The organism is Streptomyces sp. A0592 (assembly GCF_004795115.1).
GTDB lineage: Bacteria > Actinomycetota > Actinomycetes > Streptomycetales > Streptomycetaceae > Streptomyces > Streptomyces erythrochromogenes.
The window spans coordinates 93825-117252 of record NZ_SSBM01000014.1 but is presented as its reverse complement, the minus strand read 5'-3'; the positions used below and the strand labels follow the sequence as shown (position 1 = coordinate 117252).

Below are 23428 nucleotides of genomic sequence, written 5' to 3'. Positions count from 1 at the left end.
GAGACCACCATGAGCAACCCGTTCGAGGACGACAACTCCGGCTACCTGGTCCTGGTCAACGACGAGAACCAGCACTCGCTCTGGCCGGTCTGGATCGACGTGCCGGCCGGCTGGACCACCGTCCACGGCGAGGCCGCCCGCCAGGAGTGCCTCGACTGGATCGAGGCCAACTGGACCGACATCCGCCCGGCGAGCCTGCTCGCCTCCATCGACCAGCGGTGAGCGCCGCCATGCCGAACTGGGAGCTGAACCCCGGCCGCCCGGCCCTCGCCCACGTGCCGGCCACCGCCGGCCTCGCCGAGGCCTGCGAGTGGCTGCGCGAGAACGAGACCGCGCTGACCGCCGCCCTGCACGAGCACGGCACGATCTTCCTGCGCGGACTGCCGGTGGCGCAGCCCGCCGACGTCGCCGCCGTCCGCGACGTCCTCATCCCCGAGCCCACCCCGTACCGGGAGAAGGCGACACCGCGCAGCGACTTCGGCGACGGCGTCTTCTCCTCCACGGACCTGCCGCCCGCCCAGTCCATCCGGATGCACAACGAGAACAGCTACACCCTGACCTTCCCCGGCCGGCTGCTCTTCGCCTGCCTGACCGCCCCCGCGACCGGCGGCGCCACCCCGACCGCCGACGTCCGCAAGGTTCTGGCCGCCCTCCCCGACCACCTGGTCGAGCGGGGCCGGACCTCCGGCTGGACGCTCACCCGCACCTACTCGGACTACATCTCCCTCGGCTGGCGCACCGCCTTCGCCACCGAGGACCGCGCCGACGTCGAGCGGTACTGCCGGGAGAACGGCATCGCCTGGGAGTGGCAGCCGGACGGCAACCTGCGCACCAGCCAGCTGCGTTCGGCCACGATCCACCACCCGCAGACCGGCGAGGAGGTCTGGTTCAACCACCTGGCCTTCTGGAACGAGTGGTCCCTCGACCCGGACATCCGGGAGGCCATGGTCGAGGAGTTCGGACCCGAAGGCCTGCCGTTCAACACCGGATTCGGCGACGGCGAACCCCTCTCCCGCGAGGACGTGGACGCCCTCAACGCGGCCTACGACGCCGCCACCGTCCGCGAGACCTGGCAGGTCGGCGACGTGATGCTGGTCGACAACGTGCTCTGCACCCACGGCCGCGACCCGTTCGGCGGAGACCGCAAGATCGCCGTGGCGATGGGTCGCCCCGTAGACCTCTTCGACTGCCGGCCCACGGTGCGCCCGACGACCGCAGTCCCCGCCTGAGGCCCACCCCGCACACCATCCACGCCGTGACGTGAGCAGAGGAAGCACCGTGATCCCGGTTTCGTACGCACAACAGCGTCTCTGGCTGATCGACCAGATCGAAGGGCCGACCGCGCTCTACAACCTGCCCTTCGCGGTCCGCCTGCGCGGCACGCTCGACACCGAAGCGCTGCGCGCCGCGACGGCGGACGTGGTCGCCCGCCACGAGGCCCTGCGCACGGTGTTCCCGGTGGCCGGGGGAGTCCCGGTGCAGCACGTCCTGCCGTCGGCGCAGGCGCCGGTCGCCTTCGACACCGTGGACTGCGCACCGGACGAGTACCCCGCCCTGCGGGACCGGGCCGCCGCCCGCACCTTCGACCTGAGTTCCGAACTGCCCATCCGGGTCACGGTCTTCTCGCTCACACCTCCCGTCCGGCCCGCCACCGGCGAGCCGTCCACCGAGCACGTGCTGCTCGTCGTGCTCCACCACATCGCCGGCGACGGCTGGTCGCTCGGACCGCTGCTGCGCGACCTCGCCACCGCCTACGCCGCCCGCCTCGGCGGCGACGCCCCCGACTGGGAGCCGCTGCCGGTCCAGTACGCCGACTACACGCTCTGGCAGCGCGAACTGCTCGGCGACGAGAGCGACCCCGGCAGCGTGCTGAGCCGCCAACTCGACTACTGGAGAGGGGCCCTGGCCGGCCTGCCCGAGGAGCTGGAGCTGCCGACGGACCGCCCCCGGCCGCCCGCGCCGACCGGGGCCGCCGACGCCGTGCCGTTCAGCTACGGCCCCGACCTGCACGCCGCCTTGGCGGGCCTGGCCCGCAAGCACCGCGCCACCCTGTTCTCCGTCCTCCAGGCCGGACTCGCCGCGCTGTTCACCCGGCTCGGCGCCGGCCCCGACATCCCCCTCGGCACCGGGGTCGCCGGCCGTTCCGACGAGGCCCTGAACGACCTGGTCGGCTTCTTCGTCAACACCCTCGTCCTGCGCACCGACACCTCCGGGGACCCGTCCTTCGCCGAACTCCTCCGCCGGGCCCGGGAAGCCCAGCTCGACGCGTTCGCCCACCAGGACGTGCCGTTCGAGCGGCTGGTCGAGGAGGTCAACCCGGCCCGCTCCCTCGGCCGCCACCCGCTCTTCCAGACCCTCCTCGTGCTCCAGAACCACCAGGAGGGCGAACTCGGCGGCCTGCCCGGCCTGCAGACGCAGCCCGAGGAGCTCGGCCTGCGCGTGGCCAAGTTCGACCTCAACATCGGCATCACCGAGCGGCACACCCCCGACGGCGCCCCCGCAGGCCTGACCGGCTCGGTCGAATACGCCGCCGACCTCTACGACCGCGTCACCGTCACCACCCTGTTCGAGCGCCTGGGCCGGCTGCTGACCGCCGCGGCCGCCGACCCCGAGGCGCCGATCGGCACCCTCGACATCCTCACCCCCGAGGAGTGCCTCCGGCTGCGTGACGAGTGGAACGCCACCGCCGCGCCCGTCCCCGCCGGCTCGCTCCCCGAACTGTTCGAGGCCCAGGCGGCCCGCACCCCCGGCGCGGTCGCGCTCGCCCACGACGGCGGCACCGTCTCCTACGCCGAGCTCGACAGCCGCGCCAACCGGCTCGCCCACCACCTGACCGCCTGCGGCGTCGGCCCGGAGTCCCCGGTCGCGCTGCTGATGGAACGCTCGGTGGACCTGGTCGTCGCCACCCTGGCCGTGCTCAAGGCCGGCGGTTGCTACGTCCCCATGCACGCGAGCCTGCCCCCGGAGCGGATGGCCGCCCTCCTCGCCGACACCGCCGCGCCCGTCCTGCTCACCGACCGCGCCGACCCCGGATTCCCGCACGAAGCCGTCGTGGTCCGCCCCGGCGACGGCAACACCGCCCCGGCGCACGCCCCCGGCGTCCGCGTCCACCCAGACCGGCTCGCCTACGTGATGTTCACCTCGGGCTCCACCGGCACCCCCAAGGGCGTCGCCGTCCGCCACCGCGACGTCGTCGACCTCGCCGCCGACCGCCGCTGGCAGGACGGCCGGCACCGGCGGATCCTGCTGCACTCCCCGCACGCCTTCGACGCCGCCACCTACGAGCTGTGGACACCCCTGCTGTCCGGCGGCACCGTCGTCGTCGCCCCGCCCGGCACCCTGGACGCCGCCGCACTGCACGCCGTCGCCACGCGGCACGAGGTCACCGCCGTCTTCCTCACCAAGGCCCTCTTCGACCTCGTCGCCGAGCAGGCCCCCGAGACCTTCCGCGCCCTGCGGACCGTGTGCACCGGAGGCGAAGCCGCCTCCGGCACCCTCATGCAGCGCGTCCTCGACCACTGCCCCGACCTGCTGCTCGCCCACGTCTACGGCCCGACCGAAGCCACCACCTTCGCCACCCACCACCCTCTCGCCCCCGCCGACCTGACCGGCCCCCGGCCACCCATCGGCGCCCCCCTCGACAACATGCGCGCCCACGTCCTCGACTCCCGGCTCCGGCCCGTCCCGCCCGGCGTCCCCGGCGAGCTGTACGTCGCCGGAGCCGGCCTGGCCCGCGGCTACTGGCGCCGGCCCGCGCTGACCGCCGAGCGCTTCGTCGCCGACCCGTACGCGCCGGGTGAGCGGATGTACCGCACCGGCGACCTGGTCCGCCGCCGCACCGACGGCGCGATCGAGTTCCTCGGCAGGATCGACGGCCAGGTCAAGCTGCGCGGCTTCCGCATCGAGCCGGGCGAGATCGAGGCCGTGCTCTCCGGCCACCCCGCCGTCCGCCAGGTCATCGTGATCCCCCGGGAGGACCGCCCCGGCGACACCCGCCTCGTCGGCTACTGCGCGGTGCCCGGCCACGCCCTCGACGCACAGCACGAACTGGCCGCCGAACTCAAGCAGTTCGCCGCCGCCACCCTCCCCGGCTACATGGTCCCCTCGGTCGTCGTCGTCCTGCCCGCCCTGCCCCTCAACGCCAACGGCAAGGTCGACCGGCGCGCCCTGCCCGCCCCCGAACTCGGCGCCGACACCACCGGCCGCGCCCCCCGCGACGAGCGCGAGCGCGCCCTGTGCACCCTCTTCGGCGAGATCCTCGGCATCGACGACATCACCATCGACGACGACTTCTTCGAACTCGGCGGCCACTCCCTGCTGGCGACCCGCCTGGTCGGCCGGGCCCGCACCGAACTGGGCACCGAGCTCGCCATCGGCGACCTCTTCCAGGCCCCCACCGTCGCCGCCCTCGCCGACCGGCTCGCCGCCGACCCGGCCCGGCCCGCGCTGCGCCCCGAACCCCGGCCCGAGCACCTGCCCGTCTCCTTCGCCCAACGCCGGCTGTGGTTCACGGGCCAGGCCGAAGGCCCCGCCGCCACCTACAACGTCACCCTGGCCCTCCGCCTCACCGGACCGCTCGACGCGAACGCCCTCGAAGGCGCCCTCCGCGACGTCGTCGCCCGCCACGAGAGCCTCCGTACCGTCTTCGGCGAACACGACGGCGTCCCGTACCAGAAGGTCCTGCCCGCGCCCCCGGCCCCGCTGCTCACCGTCACCGACCGCCCCGTCCAGGAGCTGACCGGCCACACCTTCGACCTCGCCGGCGACATCCCCCTGCACGCCTACCTGCGCCCCGAGGCCCCCGACGAGCACGTACTGCTCCTCGTGATGCACCACATCGCCAGCGACGGATGGTCCCTGCGGCCCCTCTTCCGCGACCTCGCCGACGCCTACACCGCCCGGCTCGGCGGCCGGACGCCGGTGTGGGAGCCGCTGCCGGTCCAGTACGCCGACTACACCCTGTGGCAGCACCGGCTGCTCGGCGCCGACACCGACCCGCAGTCCCCGCTCTCCCGCCAGCTCGACCACTGGAGGCAGGCACTGGCCGGCCTCCCGGACGAGCTGCCGCTCCCGCTGGACCGGCCCCGCCCGGCGGTCGCGAGCCACCGCGGAGACGTCGTCCCGCTGGAGATCGACGCCGACCTGCACACACGCCTCGCCGCCCTCGCCGCCGGCCACGGCGCCACCCTCTTCATGGTCCTGCAAGCCGCCTACGCCACCCTGCTGCACCGCTTCGGCGCCGGTGAGGACCTGCCGATCGGCACCCCGCTGGCCGGGCGCCTCGACCCGGCCCTCGACGACCTGATCGGCTTCTTCGCCAACACCCTGGTGCTGCGCACCGACCTCAGCGGCCGGCCCACCTTCGCCGAGCTGCTCGCCCGGGTCCGGGAAGCCGACCTGGCCGCCTACGCGCACCAGGAGGTGCCCTTCGAGCGCATCGTCGAGGAGCTCAACCCGGCCCGCACCCTGGCCCGGCACCCGCTCTTCCAGGTGATGATCGCCTTCGACAACACCGCCGGCGGCGGCCCCGAGTTCCCCGGCACCCGCACCGCCCACGAGCCGCTCGGCCTGCCCACGACCGCCTTCGACCTCACCCTCAACCTCTCCGAACGCCACCATGGCGACGGCACCCCCGGCGGTGTCGAGGGCGGCCTGGAGTTCGCCACCGACCTGTTCGACCGAGCCACCGCCGAACGCCTCGCCGACGCCCTGCTGCGCCTGCTCGCCCAGGCCGCCGAGGACCCGCACCGCCCCGTCGCCGCACTGGACGTCCTGGGCGAGGCCGGCCGGACCGCCCTGGCCGACTGGCACGACACCGCCCGGCCGGGCGCGGCCGACGTCCTCGTACCGGCGGCCTTCGCCGCCCAGGCCGCCGAGACCCCCGGCGACACCGCCCTCGTCTTCGGGCAGACCCGGCTGACGTACGCCGAGCTGGACGCCCGCGCCAACCGCCTCGCCCACGGCCTGGCCGCCGCCGGCGCCGGCCCGGAGGACGTGGTCGCGCTCGCCCTGCCCCGATCCGCCGACTCCCTGGTCGCCGTACTCGCCGTGCTCAAGGCCGGCGCGGCCTTTCTCCCGCTCGACGCCGACCACCCCCGCGAGCGGATCGCCCACATGCTGGCCGACGCCCGCCCCGCGGCCGTCCTCACCCATGCCGCATGGCCGCTGCCGGAGGCCTTGGAGGGCCTGTCCGGCGCCACCGTCCTGGACGCCGGCGAAGAGCACTGGGCCGAGCTGCCCGCCGACGCCCCGCCCGTCCGGGTCACCGGCTCGCACGCCGCGTACGTGATCTACACCTCCGGCTCCACCGGCCGCCCCAAGGGCGTCGTGGTCCGCCACGCAGGCCTGGCCAACCTGCTCGCCTTCCACCGCGACGAGACCATCGCCGCCGCCCGGCAGGCCCACCCGGGCCGCCGGTTCCGGTTCGCCCAGGCCGCCTCGCTCTCCTTCGACACCGCCCTTGAGGCGCTGCTGTGGATGGTCGCCGGCCACGAACTCCACCTGCTCGACGACGACCTGCGCCGCGACGCCGCCGCGATCGTCCGCCATGTCGAACTCACCGGCGGCGACGTCCTCGACGTCACCCCCGGCCAGGCCGAGCGGCTGGTCGAGGAGGGCCTGCTCGACCGCTGCCCGCCGGCCCTGCTGATGGTCGGCGGCGAGGCCCTCGGCCAGACCCTCTCCGCAGCCCTCACCGCCGCCTCCGACACCGTCGTCCTCAACATGTACGGCCCCACCGAGTGCACCGTCGATGCGCTGTACCACCGGCTGTCCGGCGACCCGCGCCCGCTCATCGGCCGCCCGCTGCCCAACCTCCGCGCCCACGTCCTGGACGCCGGCCTGCGGCCCGTACCGCCGGGCGTCCCCGGCGAGCTGTACCTGAGCGGCGCCGGCCTCGCCCGCGGCTACCTGGGCCGGCCCGCCCTGACCGCCGAGCGCTTCGTCGCCGACCCGTTCGCACCGGGGGAGCGGATGTACCGCACCGGCGACCTCGCCCGGCGCCGCCCCGACGGCCGCGTCGAGTACCTGGGCCGCACCGACCACCAGGTCAAGGTCCGCGGCTTCCGCATCGAACCCGGCGAGATCGAGACCGTGCTGGCCGCCCACCCCGACGTCCTCCAGGTCGCGGTCCTGCCCCACCAGGACGGCGCGGCGGGCACCCGGCTGGTCGCCCACGTCGTGGCGCGCACCCCGCTCGACGCGGCCGCGCTGCGCGCCCACGCGGCCGCCGCCCTGCCCGACTACATGGTCCCGGCGGCCTTCACCGCGCTCGACGAGCTGCCGCTCAACGTCAACGGCAAGCTCGACCGGTCCGCGCTGCCCGCCCCCGACTTCGCGGCGGCCGCGGGCGGCCGGGCCGCCCGCACGGCGCACGAGGAGATCCTCTGCGGCCTGTTCGGCGAAGTCCTCGGCCTCACCGGACCGGTCTCGGCCGACGACGACTTCTTCGCCCTCGGCGGGCACTCCCTGCTCGCCACCAGGCTGCTCAGCCGCGTCCGCTCCGTCCTCGGAGCCGAACTCGGCATCCGGGACGTCTTCGAGGCGCCCACGGTGGCGGGCCTGGCCCAGCGCCTCGACGGCGCCACCGCCCGCCTCGCGCTGACGGCCGGCGAGCGCCCGGACGACCTGCCGCTCTCCTTCGCCCAGCAGCGGCTCTGGCTGATCGACCGGATGGAGGGACCGAGCGCGCTGTACAACATGCCGCTCGCCCTGCGCCTCACCGGACCGCTCGACCCGGCCGCGCTCGAACTCGCCCTCGGCGACCTCGTCGCCCGCCACGAGATCCTGCGCACGCTGATCGCCGAGCACGACGGCGAACCCCACCAGATCGTCCTCCCCCCGGCCGGCACCCTCCCTGTCGAACTGCTCGACTGCGCGCCGGAGTCGGTGGACTCCGAGGTGGACCGGGTCGCCCGCCGCCCCTTCGACCTGGCCGCCGAACCGCCCGTACGCGTCACCCTCCTGCGGGTCGGCCCCGAGGAGCACGTGCTGGTCGTCGCCCTCCACCACATCGTCGGCGACGGCTGGTCGATGGGCCCGCTGCTGCGCGACCTGGCGGACGCCTACGCCGCCCGCCGCGACGGCTCGGTGCCCGGATGGCAGCCGCTGCCGGTGCAGTACGCCGACTACGCGCTCTGGCAGCGCGAGCTGCTCGGCGAGGAGAGCGACCCCGCCAGTCAGGTCTCCCGCCAGCTCGCCTACTGGCGCGACACCCTCGCCGGCCTCCCCGAGGAACTCGCCCTCCCCGTCGACCGGCCGCGCGGAGCCCGCGCCGGCCACCGGGGGGACCGGGTCGCCCTGCCCATCGACGCCGCACTGCACCGGGCGCTGGCCGGGCTGGCCCGCGAGCACCGCGTCACCATGTTCATGACCTTCCAGGCCGCCCTGGCGGCGCTGCTGACGCGGCTCGGGGCCGGTACCGACGTACCGATCGGATCGGTGGTGGCCGGCCGCTCGGACGAGGCCCTGGACGACCTCGTCGGCTTCTTCGTCAACACCCTGGTCCTGCGCACCGACACCTCCGGCGACCCCACCTTCACCGAACTCCTCGGCCGCGTCCGGGAGACCGGGCTCGGCGCCTACGCCCACCAGGACGTGCCTTTCGAACGCCTCGTCGAGGAGCTCAACCCGGCCCGCTCCCTGGCCCGCCACCCGCTCTTCCAGGTGGCGATGGTCCTCCAGTCCAACACCGGCGGCGAGCCGGAGCTGGCCGGGCTGCGCGCCGAGGCGCTGCCCGCGGACACCGGGGTCGCCAAGTTCGACCTCAACATCACGCTGGAGGAGTTCTTCGGCCCGGACGGGGAGCCCGCCGGACTCGACTGCGCCATCGACTTCGCCACCGACCTCTTCGACCGGGAGACCGCCGAGTCCGTCGCCGCCCGCTTCGGCCGGCTGCTGACGGAGATGACGGCCCGGCCGGACGTGCGGATCGGCCGCGCCGATCTGCTGGCCGAGGGCGAACGCGCCGAACTCCTCACCGGACACCGGCCGCTGCCGGCCGATCCGCCCCTCGTACCGGCCGCCTTCGCCGACCGGGCGGCGGCCACGCCCGACCTGACGGCCCTCGTCTTCGAGGAGACCCGGCTGACGTACGCCGAGCTGGAGGCCCGCGCGAACCGCCTCGCCCACGGCCTGACCGCCGCAGGCATCGGACCCGAGGACGTGGTCGCGCTCGCCCTGCCCCGCTCGGCGCAGACGGTGGTCTCCCAACTCGCCGTACTCAAGGCCGGTGCGGCCTTCCTCCCGCTGGACGCCGAGTACCCGCTGGAGCGCACCGCCCACATGCTGGCCGACGCCCGCCCCGCGGCCGTCCTCACCCATGCCGCGTGGCCGCTGCCGGAGGCCTTGGAGGGCCTGTCCGGCGCCACCGTCCTGGACGCCGGCGAAGAGCACTGGGCCGAGCTGCCCGCCGACGCCCCGCCCGTCCGGGTCACCGGCTCGCACGCCGCGTACGTGATCTACACCTCCGGATCCACCGGCCGCCCCAAGGGCGTCGTGGTGAGCCACGGCGCGATCGCCGGCCTGCTGGCCGCCCACCGGGCCGAGACCTTCGCCGGGCCCGAGCGGACCCACGGCCGGCTGCGCGCCGCGCTGACCGCCTCGCTCTGCTTCGACGCCTCCTGGAACAGCCTCCTGTGGATGGTCGCCGGCCACGAACTGCACCTGATCGGCGAGGACCTGCGCCGCGACCCCGCCGCACTGGTCCGCCACATCCGTGACCAGGGCCTCGACGCCCTCCAGTTCACCCCCACCTACGCCGAACAGCTCATCGCCGAAGGCCTGCTGGATACACCCGCCCCGCGCGTGGTGCTGCTTGGCGGCGAACCGATCGGGCAGACCCTGTGGACCCGCCTGCGCGAGGCCCCGGCCACCACCGGCCACAACCTCTACGGGCCCACCGAGTGCACCGTCGACACCCTGCTCCAGCCGTACGCCGGCTCGGAGCGCCCCACCATGGGACACACCGTCCTCGGCACCCGCGCCCACGTCCTCGACGCCTACCTCAATCCCGTCCCCGTCGGAGTCCCCGGCGAGCTGTACCTGGCCGGGGACAGCCTGGCCCGCGGCTACCTGGGCCGCCCCGCGCTCACCGCCGAGCGCTTCGTCGCCGACCCGTTCGCACCGGGGGAGCGGATGTACCGCACCGGCGACCTCGTCCGCCGCACCCGCGACGGCCGGATCGACTACCTGGGCCGCACCGACCACCAGGTGAAGATCCGCGGCTTCCGCATCGAGCCCGGCGAGATCGAGCAGGAGCTGACCCGGCACCCGGCCGTCCGCCAGGCCGTCGTCACCCCGCACGAGAGCGCCGACGGCGACCGGCGCCTGGTCGCGCACTGCGCGGTCGCCGCACCCAGCCCCGAACTCTCGCTCGAACTGCGCCGGTTCGCCGCCCAGGCGCTGCCCGCCCACATGGTCCCGGCGGCAGTCGTCACCCTTGACGCGCTGCCCCTGACCGGCAGCGGCAAGGTCGACCGGCGCGCGCTCCCCGCCCCCGACTTCCAGCTCTTCGCCGGCGGCCGGGCCGCCCGTACGGCACGCGAGGAACTCCTCTGCGGCCTGTTCGGCGAAGTCCTCGGCGCGACCGGACCGGTCTCGATCGACGACGACTTCTTCGCCCTCGGCGGGCACTCCCTGCTCGCCATGCAGCTCGTCAGCCGGGTCCGCACGGTCTTCGCCGCCGAGATCGGCGTCCGGGACGTCTTCGAGGCGCCCACGGTGGCGGGCCTGGCCCCGCGGCTCGACGGCGCCACCGCCCGCCTCGCGCTGACGGCCGGTGAGCGCCCTGAGGACCTGCCGCTCTCCTTCGCCCAGCAGCGGCTCTGGCTGATCGACCGGATGGAGGGCCCCAGCGCCCTCTACAACCTCCCGCTCGCCCTGCGCCTCACCGGCCCGCTCGACCCGGACGCGCTCGAACTCGCCCTCGGCGACCTCGTCGCCCGCCACGAGATCCTGCGCACGCTGATCGGCGACCGGGACGGCGAACCCCGGCAGCGGATCGTCCCGCCCGCCGAGGCCCGGATCCCCTTCGACCGCCGCACCGGCGCGCCCGCCGACCCGGCCGCCGCCCTGGCCGAGTGCTCCGCGATCCCCTTCGACCTCGCCGCCGAACTCCCCATCCGCGCACACCTGTTCCCGCTCTCCGCCGACGAGCACCTCTTCGTCCTCGTCCTGCACCACATCGCCGGCGACGGCTGGTCCATGGACCCGCTGCTGCGCGACCTCGCCGCCGCCTACGCCGCCCGCCGCGACGGCTCGGTGCCCGGATGGCAGCCGCTGCCGGTGCAGTACGCCGACTACGCGCTCTGGCAGCGCGAGCTGCTCGGCGACGAGGACGACCACGAGAGCCTGCTGTCCCGCCAGCTCGCCCACTGGCGCGAAGCCCTGGCCGGGCTCCCCGAGGAGCTCTCCCTCCCCGCGGACCGCCCCCGGCGCGCGGACAGCGGCCACCACGGCGACCGCGTCGTCCTCCCGCTCGGCGGTGAACTGCACCGGGCGCTGGCCGGGCTGGCCCGCGAGCACCGCGTCACCATGTTCATGACCCTGCAGGCCGCCCTGGCGGCGCTGCTGACCCGGCTCGGGGCCGGCACCGACGTACCGATCGGATCGGTGGTCGCCGGCCGCTCGGACGAGGCCCTGGACGACCTCGTCGGCTTCTTCGTCAACACCCTCGTCCTGCGCACCGACACCTCCGGCGACCCCACCTTCACCGAACTCCTCCACCGCGTCCGGGACACCCAGCTCGACGCCCACGCCCACCAGGACGTGCCCTTCGAACGCATCGTCGAGGAGCTCAACCCGGCCCGCTCCCTCGCCCGCCACCCGCTCTTCCAGGTCATGCTGCTGCTCCAGGGCACGGGCCGGGCCGGCGGCCCCGGAGAGGCCCCGCTCGACCTCGCCGGCCTGCCGGCCGCCGTCGAACCGGTCGGCGGCTACGCGGCCAAGTTCGACCTCTCCGTCGCCATGGGCGAGTCCTTCGACGCCGACGGCGCACCCGCCGGGCTGGAATGCGCGATCGACTTCGCCACCGACCTGTTCGACCGGGAGACCGTGGAGTCCATCGCCGCCCGCTTCGGCCGGCTGCTCACGGCGGTCGCGGCGCGTCCCGGCCACCCCATCGGCCGGGCTGACCTGCTCAGCGCCGAAGAACGCGCGGAACTCCTCGATGCGGGAGCGGAGTTGCCGTCGGCCGTGCCGCTGCTGCCCGCCGCCTTCGAGGCCCGGGCGGCCCGCACCCCCGACGCCACCGCCCTGGTCGCCGGTGACACCCGGCTCAGCCGGGCCGAACTGAACGCCCGCGCCAACCACCTCGCCCACCGCCTGACGGCCGCGGGCGCCGGCCCGGACACGGTCGTCGCCCTCGCCCTGCCGCGCTCCGCGGAGAGCGTGATCGCCCTGCTCGCCGTACTCAAGACCGGCGCGGCCTCGCTCCCGCTGGACGCCGCATACCCGGCCGACCGGACCGCGGCCATGCTCGCCGACGCCGCACCCGCACTGGCCGTGACCGGCGACGGCTGGCCCCTGCCCGAACTCCTCACCGGCCTGCCCGTCCTGGCGGCCTCCCCGGCGGACGAGAACGGCCGCCCCGCCCCGCAGAACCCGCCGCCCCGCGCGACCGCCGCCGACGCCGCGTACGTCATCCACACCTCCGGCTCCACCGGCCGCCCCAAGGGCGTCGTGGTGAGCCACGGTGCGATCGCCGCGCTCCTCGCCTCGCACCGCTCCGCGACCGGCCCGATCGGCGCCACCGAGCGCGAGCACGGCCACAGCCGCGTCGCGCTCACCGCCTCCCTCTGCTTCGACGCCTCCTGGGACGGCCTGCTCTGGCTGATCGCCGGCCACGAACTCCACCTGATCGGCGACGAGGTCCGCCGCGACGCCGCCGCCCTCGTCCGGTACATCGCGGAGGAGTCCGTCGACGTCGTCGAAGTCACCCCCTCCTACGCCGAACAGCTCCTCGACGAAGGCCTGCTGGACGCATCCGCCCCGCGCGTGGTGCTGCTCGGGGGCGAGGCCGTCGGCCAGTCCCTCTGGGACCGCCTGCGCGAGGCCCCGGCCACCACCGCCCACAACCTCTACGGCCCCACCGAGTCCACCGTCGACGCGCTCACCCAGCCGTTCACGGCCACCGGCCGCCCGACGCTGGGCCGCAGCGTCCTCGGCACCCGCGCCCACGTGCTGGACGAGCACCTGAACCCGGTCCCCGCCGGCGTCCCCGGCGAGCTGTACCTGGCCGGCGCCGGCCTCGCCCGCGGCTACCTCGGCCGCCCGGCGCTCACCGCCGAGCGCTTCGTCGCCGACCCGTTCGCACCGGGGGAGCGGATGTACCGCACCGGCGATCTGGTCCGCCGCACCCGCGACGGCGACCTCGAATACCTCGGCCGCACCGACCAGCAGGTCAAGATCCGCGGCTTCCGCATCGAACCGGGCGAGATCGAGCACGTGCTCACCCGCCACCCCCGTATCCTCGCCGCCACCGTGACCGTCCACGACGACGGCACCGCCGGCCCCCGGCTGGTCGCCCACGTCGTGCCGGACGGCCCGTTCGACCGGGCCGAACTGCGCGCCTTCGCCGCCGAGTCGCTGCCCGGCCACATGCTCCCGGCCGCCGTCGTCGCACTCGACGCGCTCCCGCTGACCGCGAGCGGCAAGGTCGACCGGCGCGCCCTCCCCGCCCCCGACTTCCGGACCCCGGCCACCGGGCGGGCGCCCAGGACGCCGTACGAGGAACAGCTCTGCGACCTCTTCCGCGAGGTCCTGGGCCTGCCCGGACCGATCTCCATCGACGACGGCTTCTTCGACCTCGGCGGCCACTCCCTCCTCGCGATGAAGCTGCTCGGCCGGATCCGCACCGCACTCGGCGCAGACCTCGGCATCCGGGCCCTCTTCGAAGCCCCCACCGTGGCCGCCCTCGGACGGCGCCTCCTCCGGGAGCCGGACCCGGGGAGCCCGGCGGGCACCGGCGCCCACGGCGCTCACGGCGCTCACAGTGCTCTCGACGTGTTGCTCCCGCTGCGCGCGGGCGGCACCGGCGCCCCGCTGTTCTGCGTCCACCCCGCAGCGGGCATCAGCTGGGTCTACTCCGGGCTGCTGCGCCACCTCGACCCCGACCGGCCGGTTCACGGCCTCCAGGCACGCGGGCTGCGCGGCGGCTCCCCGTCCTCCGTCACCGAGATCGCCGAGGACTACGTACGGCAGATCCGGGCCGTCCAGCCGGACGGGCCGTACCACCTGCTCGGCTGGTCCTTCGGCGCGGTCGTCGCCCAGGCCATGGCCGTCGCCCTCCAGACGGCCGGCCAGGAGGTCGCCCTGCTCGCCCTCCTCGACGGCCTGCCCGCCGACCCCGCCCGGTACGCCGACGCCGCCCCGCCCGCCGGCGACCCGGTCGACACCCTCGCCGCACTGCTCGTCTCGCTCGGCCACGACCCGGCCGACGGCCGCGGCCAGGCCGAGCTCACCGCCCTGCTCGGCGAGGCCGCAGCCGTCCTGCCCGACGTCTTCGAGCAGAACGCCAAGCTGATGGCCGAGCACGTCCCCGGCCGCTACCGGGGCGATGCCGTCTTCTTCGGCGCCACCCTCGACAAGCCCGCCGACTGGCCCTACGGGGACGCCTGGCGCCCGTACGTCGACGGCCGCATCGAGCAGCACCGCATCACCAGCACGCACGGCGCCATGACGCAGCCGGAGCCCGTCGCACGGATCGCCGCCGTGCTCGCCGAGAAGCTTGGAGAGTGACCCGCCATGACCACAGCCTCCGTGAAACCGCCGTCGCCCCCCGAAGGGGACGCGCCGCGGAAGAGCCGCTGGGGCCTCTGGGCGCAGGGCAACTTCCGCAAGCTCTGGATCGGTGAGACCACCAGCGGCCTCGGCACCGCCGTCGGCAACGTCGCGCTCGCCCTGGTGGCCGTCGTCACCCTGGAGGCCTCGCCGTTCATGGTCGGCCTGCTCACCGCCTCCGCCTGGGTGCCGTGGCTCTTCCTCGGCCTGCTGGCCGGCGCCTGGGTGGACCGCTGGCCCCGGCTGAAGGTGATGCTGGTCTGCGACCTCCTGCTGCTGGTGCTGTTCGCCAGCGTGCCGGTGGCCGGCTGGCTGGACCTGCTGACCATGGCCCAGCTGGTGGTGGTCGCCCTGCTGGCCGGCGCGGTCAAGGTGTTCCTGTCCACCGCGAACAGCGCCGTGCTGCCCGTCCTCGTCGCCAAGCCCGACCTGCTTGAGGCCAACGTCAAACTGCGCTCCGGGGACGCGGCCGCGGAGATCGCCGGCCCCGGCCTCGCCGGCCTGATCTCCCAGGCGTTCGGTGCCGTCACCGGCCTGCTCGCCGACGCGCTCACCTACCTGGTGGCAGCGCTGTGCGTGGGGTCCATCAAGGCCGAGGAGAAGCCCCCGCCGGTCTCCGCACGGCGCGGGATCCTCCGCGAGATCAAAGAGGGCGTCCGCTTCCTGGTGCACGACCCCTACCTGCGCTCGCTGGCGAGCTTCGCCGCCGTGGGCAACCTCGGCCTCAACGGCATCCAGGCCGTGCAGACCATCTTCCTGGTCCGCACGGTGGGTGTGACACCCGGCGGCGTCGGCGCCGTCTTCGCGGTGGTCTCCATCGGCGGCCTCGCCGGCGCCGCGCTCGCCGGGCGGATCGCCCGCCGGTTCGGGACGGCCCGCGGACTGCTGCTCTGCGAGCTGGTCGGAGCGCCGTTCATCCTCCTGCTGCCGATGGCCGGGGAGCGGCTGCCGCTGGCCGTGAGCGCGGTGGCCTGGTCGGTCGCGGTCTGCGGGGTGATCGCCGGAAACGTCATCGCCGCCAGCTTCTACCAGGCCTACTGCCCGCCCGCGATGATCGGCCGGATCCGGGCCAGCGCCTCCACCGTCAACTTCAGCGCCATCCCGGTGGGCGCCCTGCTCGGCGGCTGGCTGGGCGAACTGCTCGGTGCCCGCACCACCCTCTGGATCATGGCGAGCGTGCTGCTCTCGGCCGGCCTGGTGCTGCTCGCCGGCCCGCTCCGCGGCCTGCGCAGCTTCCCCGAGCGTCCCGCGTCCTCCTGACCGGCCGGGCCCTGCCTCCCGGATCCTCCCGCCTCGCCACCGCCCCCGCCCGCACCCCGCCCGTCCGTACCCTCCCGGAGCCCGCCATGACCCGCACCGCCCGCCCCCGCCGCTTCCTGATGTGCCGTCCGACCCATTTCGAGGTCAGCTATGCGATCAACCCGTGGATGGACCCGGCCAAGCCGGTCGACACCGGCCTCGCCGTCGCCCAGTGGGAGCGGCTGTACGAGCTGTACGTCGAACTCGGCCACCGCGTCGACCTGATCGACCCGCTGCCCGGCCTGCCCGACATGGTCTACGCGGCGAACGGCGCCACCGTCGTCGACGGCCGGGTGCTCGGCGCCCGCTTCCGCAACGCCGAGCGGGCGGCCGAGGGCCCCGCCCACCTCGAGTGGTTCCGGGCCAACGGATTCACCGTCCACGACCCGGTCCACGTCAACGAGGGCGAGGGCGACCTGCTGCTGGCGGGCTCCCACCTGCTCGCCGGGCGCGGCTTCCGCAGCGTCACCGCGGGGCACGCGGAGGCACAGGAGTTCCTCGGCCGCCCGGTGGTCGGCCTGGACCTCGTCGACCCGCGCTTCTACCACCTCGACACCGCGCTCGCCGTTCTCGACGACGACGAGGTCATGTACTACCCGGGCGCGTTCTCGCCGGGCAGCCGGGAGGTACTGCGCCGGCTCTTCCCGGACGCGGTGCTCGTGGGGGAGGCGGACGCGGCGGTGTTCGGGCTCAACCTGATGAGCGACGGCCTGAACGTGGTGCTGCCGGAGGCGGCGACCGGCGTCGCGGCCGGGCTGCGCGAGCGGGGCTTCCGGCCCATCGGGGTGGACCTCTCCGAACTGTTCAAGGGCGGCGGCAGCGTCAAGTGCTGCACCCTGCACATCCGCGAGGCCGACTGACCGGCGTCCGGTCGACGAGCCGATCGACACCCCGATCAACGAAGCCGATCGACGCACGGTGCTCGTGCGTCGATCGGCTGTTGAACGTGCCTTGCGATGCTCTTCCCATCAGCCCGGAACACTCCGGGAAGAACCGGAAAACCCCCTTCCCACCAGGGAAGACGTCCCCCAGGAGCAGTCATGGCGAACCGCGCGAACAACACCGTTGCCACCCGGGTCCGCCTGGCCGTCGCGGGCCTCGGCCTCGGCACGCTGATCGCCCTGGCCGCGGCCGGCGCGGCGATGGCCGACGACGCCACCGGCACGGGCACCGGGCAGGGCGGCGGGACCGTCAGCACCCACCAGGCCCCGGCGCCGTCCCCCTCCCCGTCCGACGACAAGGACTGGAACAGCACCGGCTCCTGACCCGCACCGGCGGCCCCGACACCGCCCCTGCTAGGCCTCCAGCACGCAGGGTTCGACCAGGGCCAGCGCCGGCTGCTCCAGCAGGCAGGCCACCTCGGCCGCCTCCGGGAGCCCCAGCCGGCAGAAGATCTCGTAGGCCTGCCGCAACCGCGCCCCCGCCTCGGCCCCGCGCCCCAGGTCCGCCAACGAGCGGCCGAGCACCAGGAGCGCCTGAGCCTGGTCCCGCTCCGCCCCCAGTTCCTCGCAGAGCACCAGCGCCTGCCCGGCGTGATCGAGTGCCTCGTCGGCCCGGCCGAGCGAGCGCAGACCGTCCGCCAGCCGGTAGCGCGCGTGCGCGGCCCGGTCCCGCAGCCCCGCTCCCGTCGCCACCGCCAGGCACTCCCGGAACCAGGTCACCCCCTCCTCGTGCCGCCCGAGCCCGTGCAGCGCCAGGCCCAGCACGTACAGGGTGTACGCCCGCCCGGGATCGTCCTGCCGGGTCCGCAGCTCGGTGAGCACCTCGTGACAGATCTCCACCGCCTCGTCCGCGCGCCCGCTGCGCACCCGTGCCAGCGCGGCGTTCACGGTCGTCACCAGGGCGCCGGAACGGTGCCCCAGCTCGTTGGCCAGCACCAGCGCCTCGTCGTAGTGGTCCACCGCCTCGTCGTAGCGGCTCAGGAACTGGCAGATCAGGCCCAGGTCGTTGAGCGCCTGGCGGAGGATCACCGTGTCACCGGCGGTCCGCGCCGCGTCCACCGCCCGGCGCGCGGCCGCCTCGGCGGCGTCCAGCCGGGTCGCCGCCAGGGCGACGTTCCCGCGCAGGAAGTGCGCACGTCCGGCGGCCCGCACGTCGCCGTGCCGGGCCGCTGCCTCGGCCAGCGCGTCGGCGGTGGCGGCGAGTTGCCGGCTCGGAGGGGTGAGCACGAACGGGGTGAGCGCGATCAGCAGGTCGATCGCGGCCCGCAGCGCCGTCGCCTGAGAGCCGTCCGCCCCCGGGCCCGCCGGGCCGGCTGCCGGGCCGCCCGCGGGGCCGGCCGCAGGGACCGCCGCCGCGTCCGCGGCGACCTGGGCCGCCAGTGCCACCGCACCGGCGCGCTCCGCCGCCGTCCACTCCCGGGCCGCGTCCCACCCGGCCAGCGGCACCCCCGGGGACCGGGCCGGCCCCAGGGCGCCCGCCGCGGGATCGCCCGGAACCGCGTGCTGGAACGCGGTGCAGGCCGTGGCCAGCAGGTGGTCCAGCAGCCGGTCCCGGGCAGCCACGGCCTCCCCGCCGTCCCTCGCCGCGCCGCCCGCGCCGACGGGGTCCCCCTCCTGCACCGGACGCCGCCGGGCGAAGGAGCGCAGCAGGTCGTGGTAGCGATAGCGGCCGGGGAAGGACGACTCCACCATCGCGACGTCCACCAGGGCCTCCAGCAGGTCCTCGGCGTCGTACTCGTCGAGGTCGAGGAGGGCGGCGGCGGCCGGCAGTCCGATGTCCGGCCCGTCCACCGAGGCGACCAGCCGGAAGGCCCGGGCCTGGTCGGCGGTGAGCTGCCGGTAGCCCAGTTCGAAGGCCGCCGCCACCGCGAGGTCGCCTATCCGCAGTTCGTCGATCCGCCGCCGCTCCACCTGGAGCCGGCGGCTGAGCGTCTCCACCGTCCAGCCGGGCCGGGCCGCCAGCCGGGCGGCCACGATCCGGACCGCCAGCGGCAGGTACCCGCAGGCCACCACCAGCTCCAGCGCCGCGTCCCGTTCGGCTGCGAGCCGGTCCGCGCCGATGGTGCGGCCGAGCAGGTCCAGCGCCTCGGACGGGTGGAACACGTCGAGGTCGACGTGGACGGTGGCCGGCAGCCCGGCCGGCCGCGTGCGCCCGGTGGTGAGGACCGCGCAGCCGACCGCCCCCGGCAGCAGCGGCCGGATCTGCGCCGTGTCCTTGGCGTTGTCGAGCACCAGCAGCAGCCGTCTCCCGTCGACGACGGACCGGAAGAGCGCCGAGCGGGCGTCCAGCCCGTCGGGCACCGCGTCGCCGGACACCCCGAGCGCCACGAGGAAGCTGCTGAGCACCGCTTCGGGGTCGGCGGGCACCGGGTCGGAGCCGCGCAGGTCCACGTACAGCTGGCCGTCCGGGTAGGACTCGCGGACGCGGTGCGCCACGTGCAGGGCCAGCGCCGTCTTGCCGACGCCGCCCATGCCGACGACGGTGGCGATCACGAGCGCCTGCGCCGACGGGGTGCCGAGTGCCTCGTCCAGCACCCGGACCGGTGCCGTGCGCCCGGTGAAGTCGGCGGCGTCCGGCGGGAGCTGGGCCGGTCTGGGGGGCGCGGCCGCCGGTCTGAGGGCCGCCTCCTGTCCCTTCTTCCCCTCGTGCCGGTCCGGTTCTGCCGGCCGGGGCCCGGATCCGTGTCCGGAGTCGTCGGCGCCGTCGGCCTCCCGCGCCGGCTCCCGCCGTCGCTCGGGCTCCCGCGCGGGCGTTGCCGGCGGGACCGGTTCGGGGGCGGCCAGCGCCGGATCGCCCTCCAGGATCCTGCGGTGCAGCTGCTCCAGGTCGGCCCCCGGCGCGACGCCCAGTTCCGCGAGGAACAGCTGCCGCACCCCGCGGTAGACCGCCAGCGCGTCCGCCTGCCGCCCGGCCTGGTACAGGGCCCGCATCAGCAGCTCGTACGCCCGCTCGTGCAGCGGGTGCTCGGTGGTGAGGGAGGTCAGCTCGGGGATGCAGCGGGAGTAGCGGCCGAGCGCCAGGTCCAGCCCGATCCGTTCCTCCAGCAGCGTCAGCCGCAGTTCCTCCAGCCGCTGCCGGTGCCGTTCCGCGAACGGACCCGGTACGCCGGCCAGCGGTTCGCCCTGCCACAGTTCCAGGGCCTGGTTGAGCAGGTCCCGGGCGCGCAGCGGATCGGTCCGTGCGGTGCGCTCCGCCTCGGCCGCCAGTGACTCGGCCTCCGCGGCGTCGACGGCGAGCTTCGGCAGGACCAGCCGGTAGCCGTCCCCCATCGACACCAGCACGCTCGCCGCGGGCCGGTCGCCACCGGACCCGTCCGCTTCGCCGTCCTTGCCGACGGCGTCCAGCACCTTGCGCCATCGCCACGCGTACGTGCGCACCGTGGTCATCGCCGCGCTCGGCGGCTCCTCCCCCCACAGCGCCGTGATGAGGTCGGTGGCGCTCGCCGAGTGCCCCGGCCGCAGCAGGAGGACGGCCAGCATCGCCTGCTGCTGTGGGCTACCGATCTTGAGCGCGGTAGCGCCCCGGTGAGCCCGCATCAGACCGAGTAATGAGAAACGGAGATCGCCCAAGTCCTGCCCCCAGCCCCAGAACACGGTGCCCGCCCCCGCTCGGCGCCCATGTCTCGATTTGTGTCACCTTTTTAACCACAGCGTCGTACTCGGTGTCGAGAGTCCGTTGAGCCTGTGGTGATCAGGTGTTGAACCTTGCGGTACAGAATCGCTCCGTGCCGCGGGCACGCCGGAGACCGTCCGGGCACCGCGCCCGCCCCCCTCGGCCGCCGGTGGCGCCGGGCCCGACCATACATTCGGAGGCGGACGTCCGTGAACACCCCATTGCTGTACAGATTGCTCGACACCGACCCCGCAGCCGGGCCGGCGGAACTGCTGCACCGCGCCCGGGCCGGCCGCCATCTGCCCCATCTGGTGCTCTCCGCCCTGGAAGGCGACGGGGTCAGGATGGGCGGGCCGGCCCGGGCCGAGCTCGGCCGGGCCCGCGGCCGGGTCGACCGGTACGCCCGCCTGGCCGCCGACCTCGCCTGCTCCACGGGCGTGCGGGCCATCGGCGGCCTCCCGCTCGCCGGGTACTACCCGGCCGGTCTGCTCCGTCCGCTGGAGACCCTCGACCTGGTCGCCCCCGACGAGGCCGCCCTGTGGCAGGCCGTCATCCGCCTGGTCACCGACCACCCGGTGGAGCACATCGACGTCTCCCTGCTCGGTGAGCGTCCCCATCACACCGCCGTCACGCTCCACTGGCCCGCGGAGGACCCCCTCGTCGACCCCTGGTACCGCGTCCACCTCTCCACCGCCGCCCTGCCGGGCGACGGCGGGGGCGTGCCCGTGCGGCCGTACCTGGTCGCCGACGACCACGTGGAGTGCCTCATCGCCCTGGCCGAGGCCCGCCTCGGGAGGCCCGCCCTGCCGCCCGGCCCCCTCGACGTACTCGACGTCGCCGGGCTCACCGGCCGGCCCTTCGAGGCCCCCGAGGCCGCCGCCGTCCTCGCCGCCTACCGGCTGGCGCCCGAGGCCGCGGGCCTCCTCGACCACGCCGCCGGGTACGTCCCGCTGGGTCCGCTCGCCGCCGTCCGCGCCGCCCTCGCCCCCCACCTGGCCGCCGAGCACCGCCGCCGCCGCGGGGCCCCGCCCGGTGCCCGCCGGGCCGCGGTGCGGCACGGCGCCCTGCTCCGCCGGACCGTCATCCGCCACACCTGGGGCGAGGCCCGTCTCCTCACCCCCAGCCCCGGGACCTCCCTCCTGCTCACCCCCGTCGCGGACTACCTGCTCACCCCGGCGCGCGAGGCCGTCGCCGGGCCGGCCACCCGCACCGCCGCCCTGGACGCCCTCCACTCCTGGGACACCCTCTGTTGAGGGTGGGGAATTCGGCATTCCGCCCGGTGCGCCTCGCATCCCCCGGGTGCGCCGCTGTGGCCTTCGCTACATTTCCGAACCGGCCCATCAGCTCCGCTAACATGTTCGAGCGAACAAATGGTCAGGTTGAAATATGAACATCGGCTGAAAAATTGATATCTGAGGTAAAGCGAGCGATTTCGCAAAAGGGCGGCGGAGCCGAGTCCGCTGCATGGCGTCGCCCGAGCGTGTTGCTGTGGGTCGCGGTGAGTGCGGTGGCCCTCGGATTCCTCGTCGCACTGGAGATCGCCGCGCGCGGTTACGGCGTGCGGGGGCCGATCACCGACCAGGCACGGGAGGTGGTGTTCGCCCCCAAGTCGGGCACCGTGCTCTACGCCAGCATGGCCCTGATGCTGGTGGTGCTCACCTGGCGGCAGCGGTTCATCGCGATCGGCGCCGCGGTCGGCATCGACCTGGTCTTCTGGCTCGTGCGCTGGGCGGTCGGCGCCGAGATGATGTACGGCAACGGTGCCCTGCTGGTCACCCTGGCCTGCGCCGTCATCGCGCTCACGCGCCGCACCGGCCGTGAACGGATGCTCCTGCTGCAGGGCGTCGGACTGGCCCTGCTCCTGGTCACCGGCCGCAAGACCGGCTACACCTGGCTGCTGATCACGTCGAAGACCCGACCGACGGTGCTCGACCAGTACGTGGCGACCGCCGACCAGGCCCTGGGCAACCCGTCGTGGGTGGCGGGCCGGATCGTCGAGGCCACCGGGGTCGCCGGCTTCCGCGTCCTCGAATTCGTCTACATCCAGCTCGCGGTGATGGCGGTCGTCGTCGCGCTGTACCAGCTGCGCAAGGTGGCGGTCGAGCGCCGCTTCCCGCGCCACCACCTGGTGCGCACCTTCCTGGCCATCGGTCTGCTCGGTCCGGGCATTTACATGATCTTCCCGGTGGTCGGGCCGATCTTCGCGTACGGCGCCGACGGCGGCCAGTGGGCGCTGGCCGAGCTGTGGCCGAACACGCCGCCGCCGGTCACCACCCCGCAGCCGATGCCGTTCGACGAGTTCACGCCGCGCAATTGCATGCCCAGCCTGCACACGGCGTGGGCCACCGCGATCTTCATCCATTCCCGCAAGGCCCCGCGGGCCCTGCGCTGGGCAGGAACGTTCTGGCTGATCGCGACGCTCGGCGCGACGCTCGGATTCGGCTACCACTACGGCGCGGACATCGTCGCCGGTGTCGTGTTCACCCTCACGATCGATGCCGGTCTGCGCACCCTCGACCACGGCCGGGACCGCAGGGGAATCCAGCTGGTCGCCTACGGCACCGCGGTCTTCGTCGGGCTCCTGCTGTCCTACCGCTACCTGTCCATGGAGATGGCGGCGTACCCGTGGGTGTTCGGGCCGCTCGTCGTCCTGTCGATGGTCTCGGTGATCTACGGCTACGTCCGGATCACCAAGCGGTGGGAACGCCTGGCCGCGGCGGCGTCGGTGCACGTGCCGCAGCAGCGCCGCGAACAGCAGCCCGAACTGGTCTGAGACGACACCGCGCGCGCCCCGGTG

Annotated in this window: 9 protein-coding genes; 8 read left to right on the top strand and 1 reads right to left on the bottom strand. The window is 74.7% G+C overall.

Annotated features, from left to right (window positions below; genetic code table 11):
* Positions 1–9: 9 nt before the first annotated feature.
* The 6 genes from E6U81_RS21240 (at position 10) to E6U81_RS21215 (ending at position 17342) form a co-directional block, all read left to right on the top strand.
* On the top strand, positions 10–222 hold the full coding sequence (locus E6U81_RS21240; protein WP_031146736.1) for an MbtH family protein: 213 nt from the start codon (positions 10–12) through the stop codon (positions 220–222).
* A gap of 8 nt (positions 223–230) precedes the next feature.
* Positions 231–1229, top strand: a complete 999-nt coding sequence (locus E6U81_RS21235) for a TauD/TfdA family dioxygenase (RefSeq protein WP_136231737.1) — start codon at positions 231–233, stop codon at positions 1227–1229.
* Between the two features lie 49 nt (positions 1230–1278).
* Positions 1279–14736 carry a non-ribosomal peptide synthetase gene (locus E6U81_RS21230; RefSeq protein WP_168714696.1) on the top strand — a complete coding sequence of 4486 codons (13458 nt, stop codon included), beginning with the start codon at positions 1279–1281 and terminating at the stop codon, positions 14734–14736.
* A 6-nt stretch (positions 14737–14742) separates the two neighbouring features.
* On the top strand, positions 14743–16038 hold the full coding sequence (locus tag E6U81_RS21225) for an MFS transporter (RefSeq protein WP_136231673.1): 1296 nt from the start codon (positions 14743–14745) through the stop codon (positions 16036–16038).
* Between the two features lie 86 nt (positions 16039–16124).
* On the top strand, positions 16125–16937 hold the full coding sequence (ddaH, locus tag E6U81_RS21220) for a dimethylargininase (protein ID WP_136231672.1): 813 nt from the start codon (positions 16125–16127) through the stop codon (positions 16935–16937).
* A 180-nt stretch (positions 16938–17117) separates the two neighbouring features.
* Entirely contained in the window at positions 17118–17342 is a 225-nt protein-coding gene (locus E6U81_RS21215) for a hypothetical protein (protein ID WP_136231671.1), read from the top strand.
* Positions 17343–17372: 30 nt separating this feature from the next.
* Here E6U81_RS21215 and E6U81_RS21210 read toward each other — a convergent pair whose 3' ends face one another.
* Positions 17373–20555 (bottom strand): BTAD domain-containing putative transcriptional regulator, encoded by a 3183-nt coding sequence (locus tag E6U81_RS21210; protein ID WP_136231670.1) that lies wholly within the window; start codon positions 20553–20555, stop codon positions 17373–17375.
* A gap of 285 nt (positions 20556–20840) precedes the next feature.
* Here E6U81_RS21210 and E6U81_RS21205 point away from each other — a divergent pair, with 285 nt between their 5' ends.
* Positions 20841–21884: a hypothetical protein gene (locus E6U81_RS21205; RefSeq protein WP_136231669.1), complete on the top strand. Its 1044-nt coding sequence runs from the start codon at positions 20841–20843 to the stop codon at positions 21882–21884.
* Between the two features lie 230 nt (positions 21885–22114).
* Positions 22115–23404 (top strand): phosphatase PAP2 family protein, encoded by a 1290-nt coding sequence (locus tag E6U81_RS21200; RefSeq protein WP_136231736.1) that lies wholly within the window; start codon positions 22115–22117, stop codon positions 23402–23404.
* The last annotated feature ends 24 nt before the right edge of the window (positions 23405–23428 follow it).

Excerpts from the sequence above, each read along its gene's own strand:
- E6U81_RS21240 (WP_031146736.1), top strand. The coding sequence starts at position 10 with ATGAGCAACCCGTTCGAGGACGACAACTCCGGCTACCTGGTCCTGGTC.
- E6U81_RS21235 (WP_136231737.1), top strand. The coding sequence starts at position 231 with ATGCCGAACTGGGAGCTGAACCCCGGCCGCCCGGCCCTCGCCCACGTG.
- E6U81_RS21225 (WP_136231673.1), top strand. The coding sequence starts at position 14,743 with ATGACCACAGCCTCCGTGAAACCGCCGTCGCCCCCCGAAGGGGACGCG.
- ddaH (WP_136231672.1), top strand. The coding sequence starts at position 16,125 with ATGACCCGCACCGCCCGCCCCCGCCGCTTCCTGATGTGCCGTCCGACC.
- E6U81_RS21215 (WP_136231671.1), top strand. The coding sequence starts at position 17,118 with ATGGCGAACCGCGCGAACAACACCGTTGCCACCCGGGTCCGCCTGGCC.
- E6U81_RS21210 (WP_136231670.1), bottom strand. The coding sequence starts at position 20,555 with ATGCGGGCTCACCGGGGCGCTACCGCGCTCAAGATCGGTAGCCCACAG.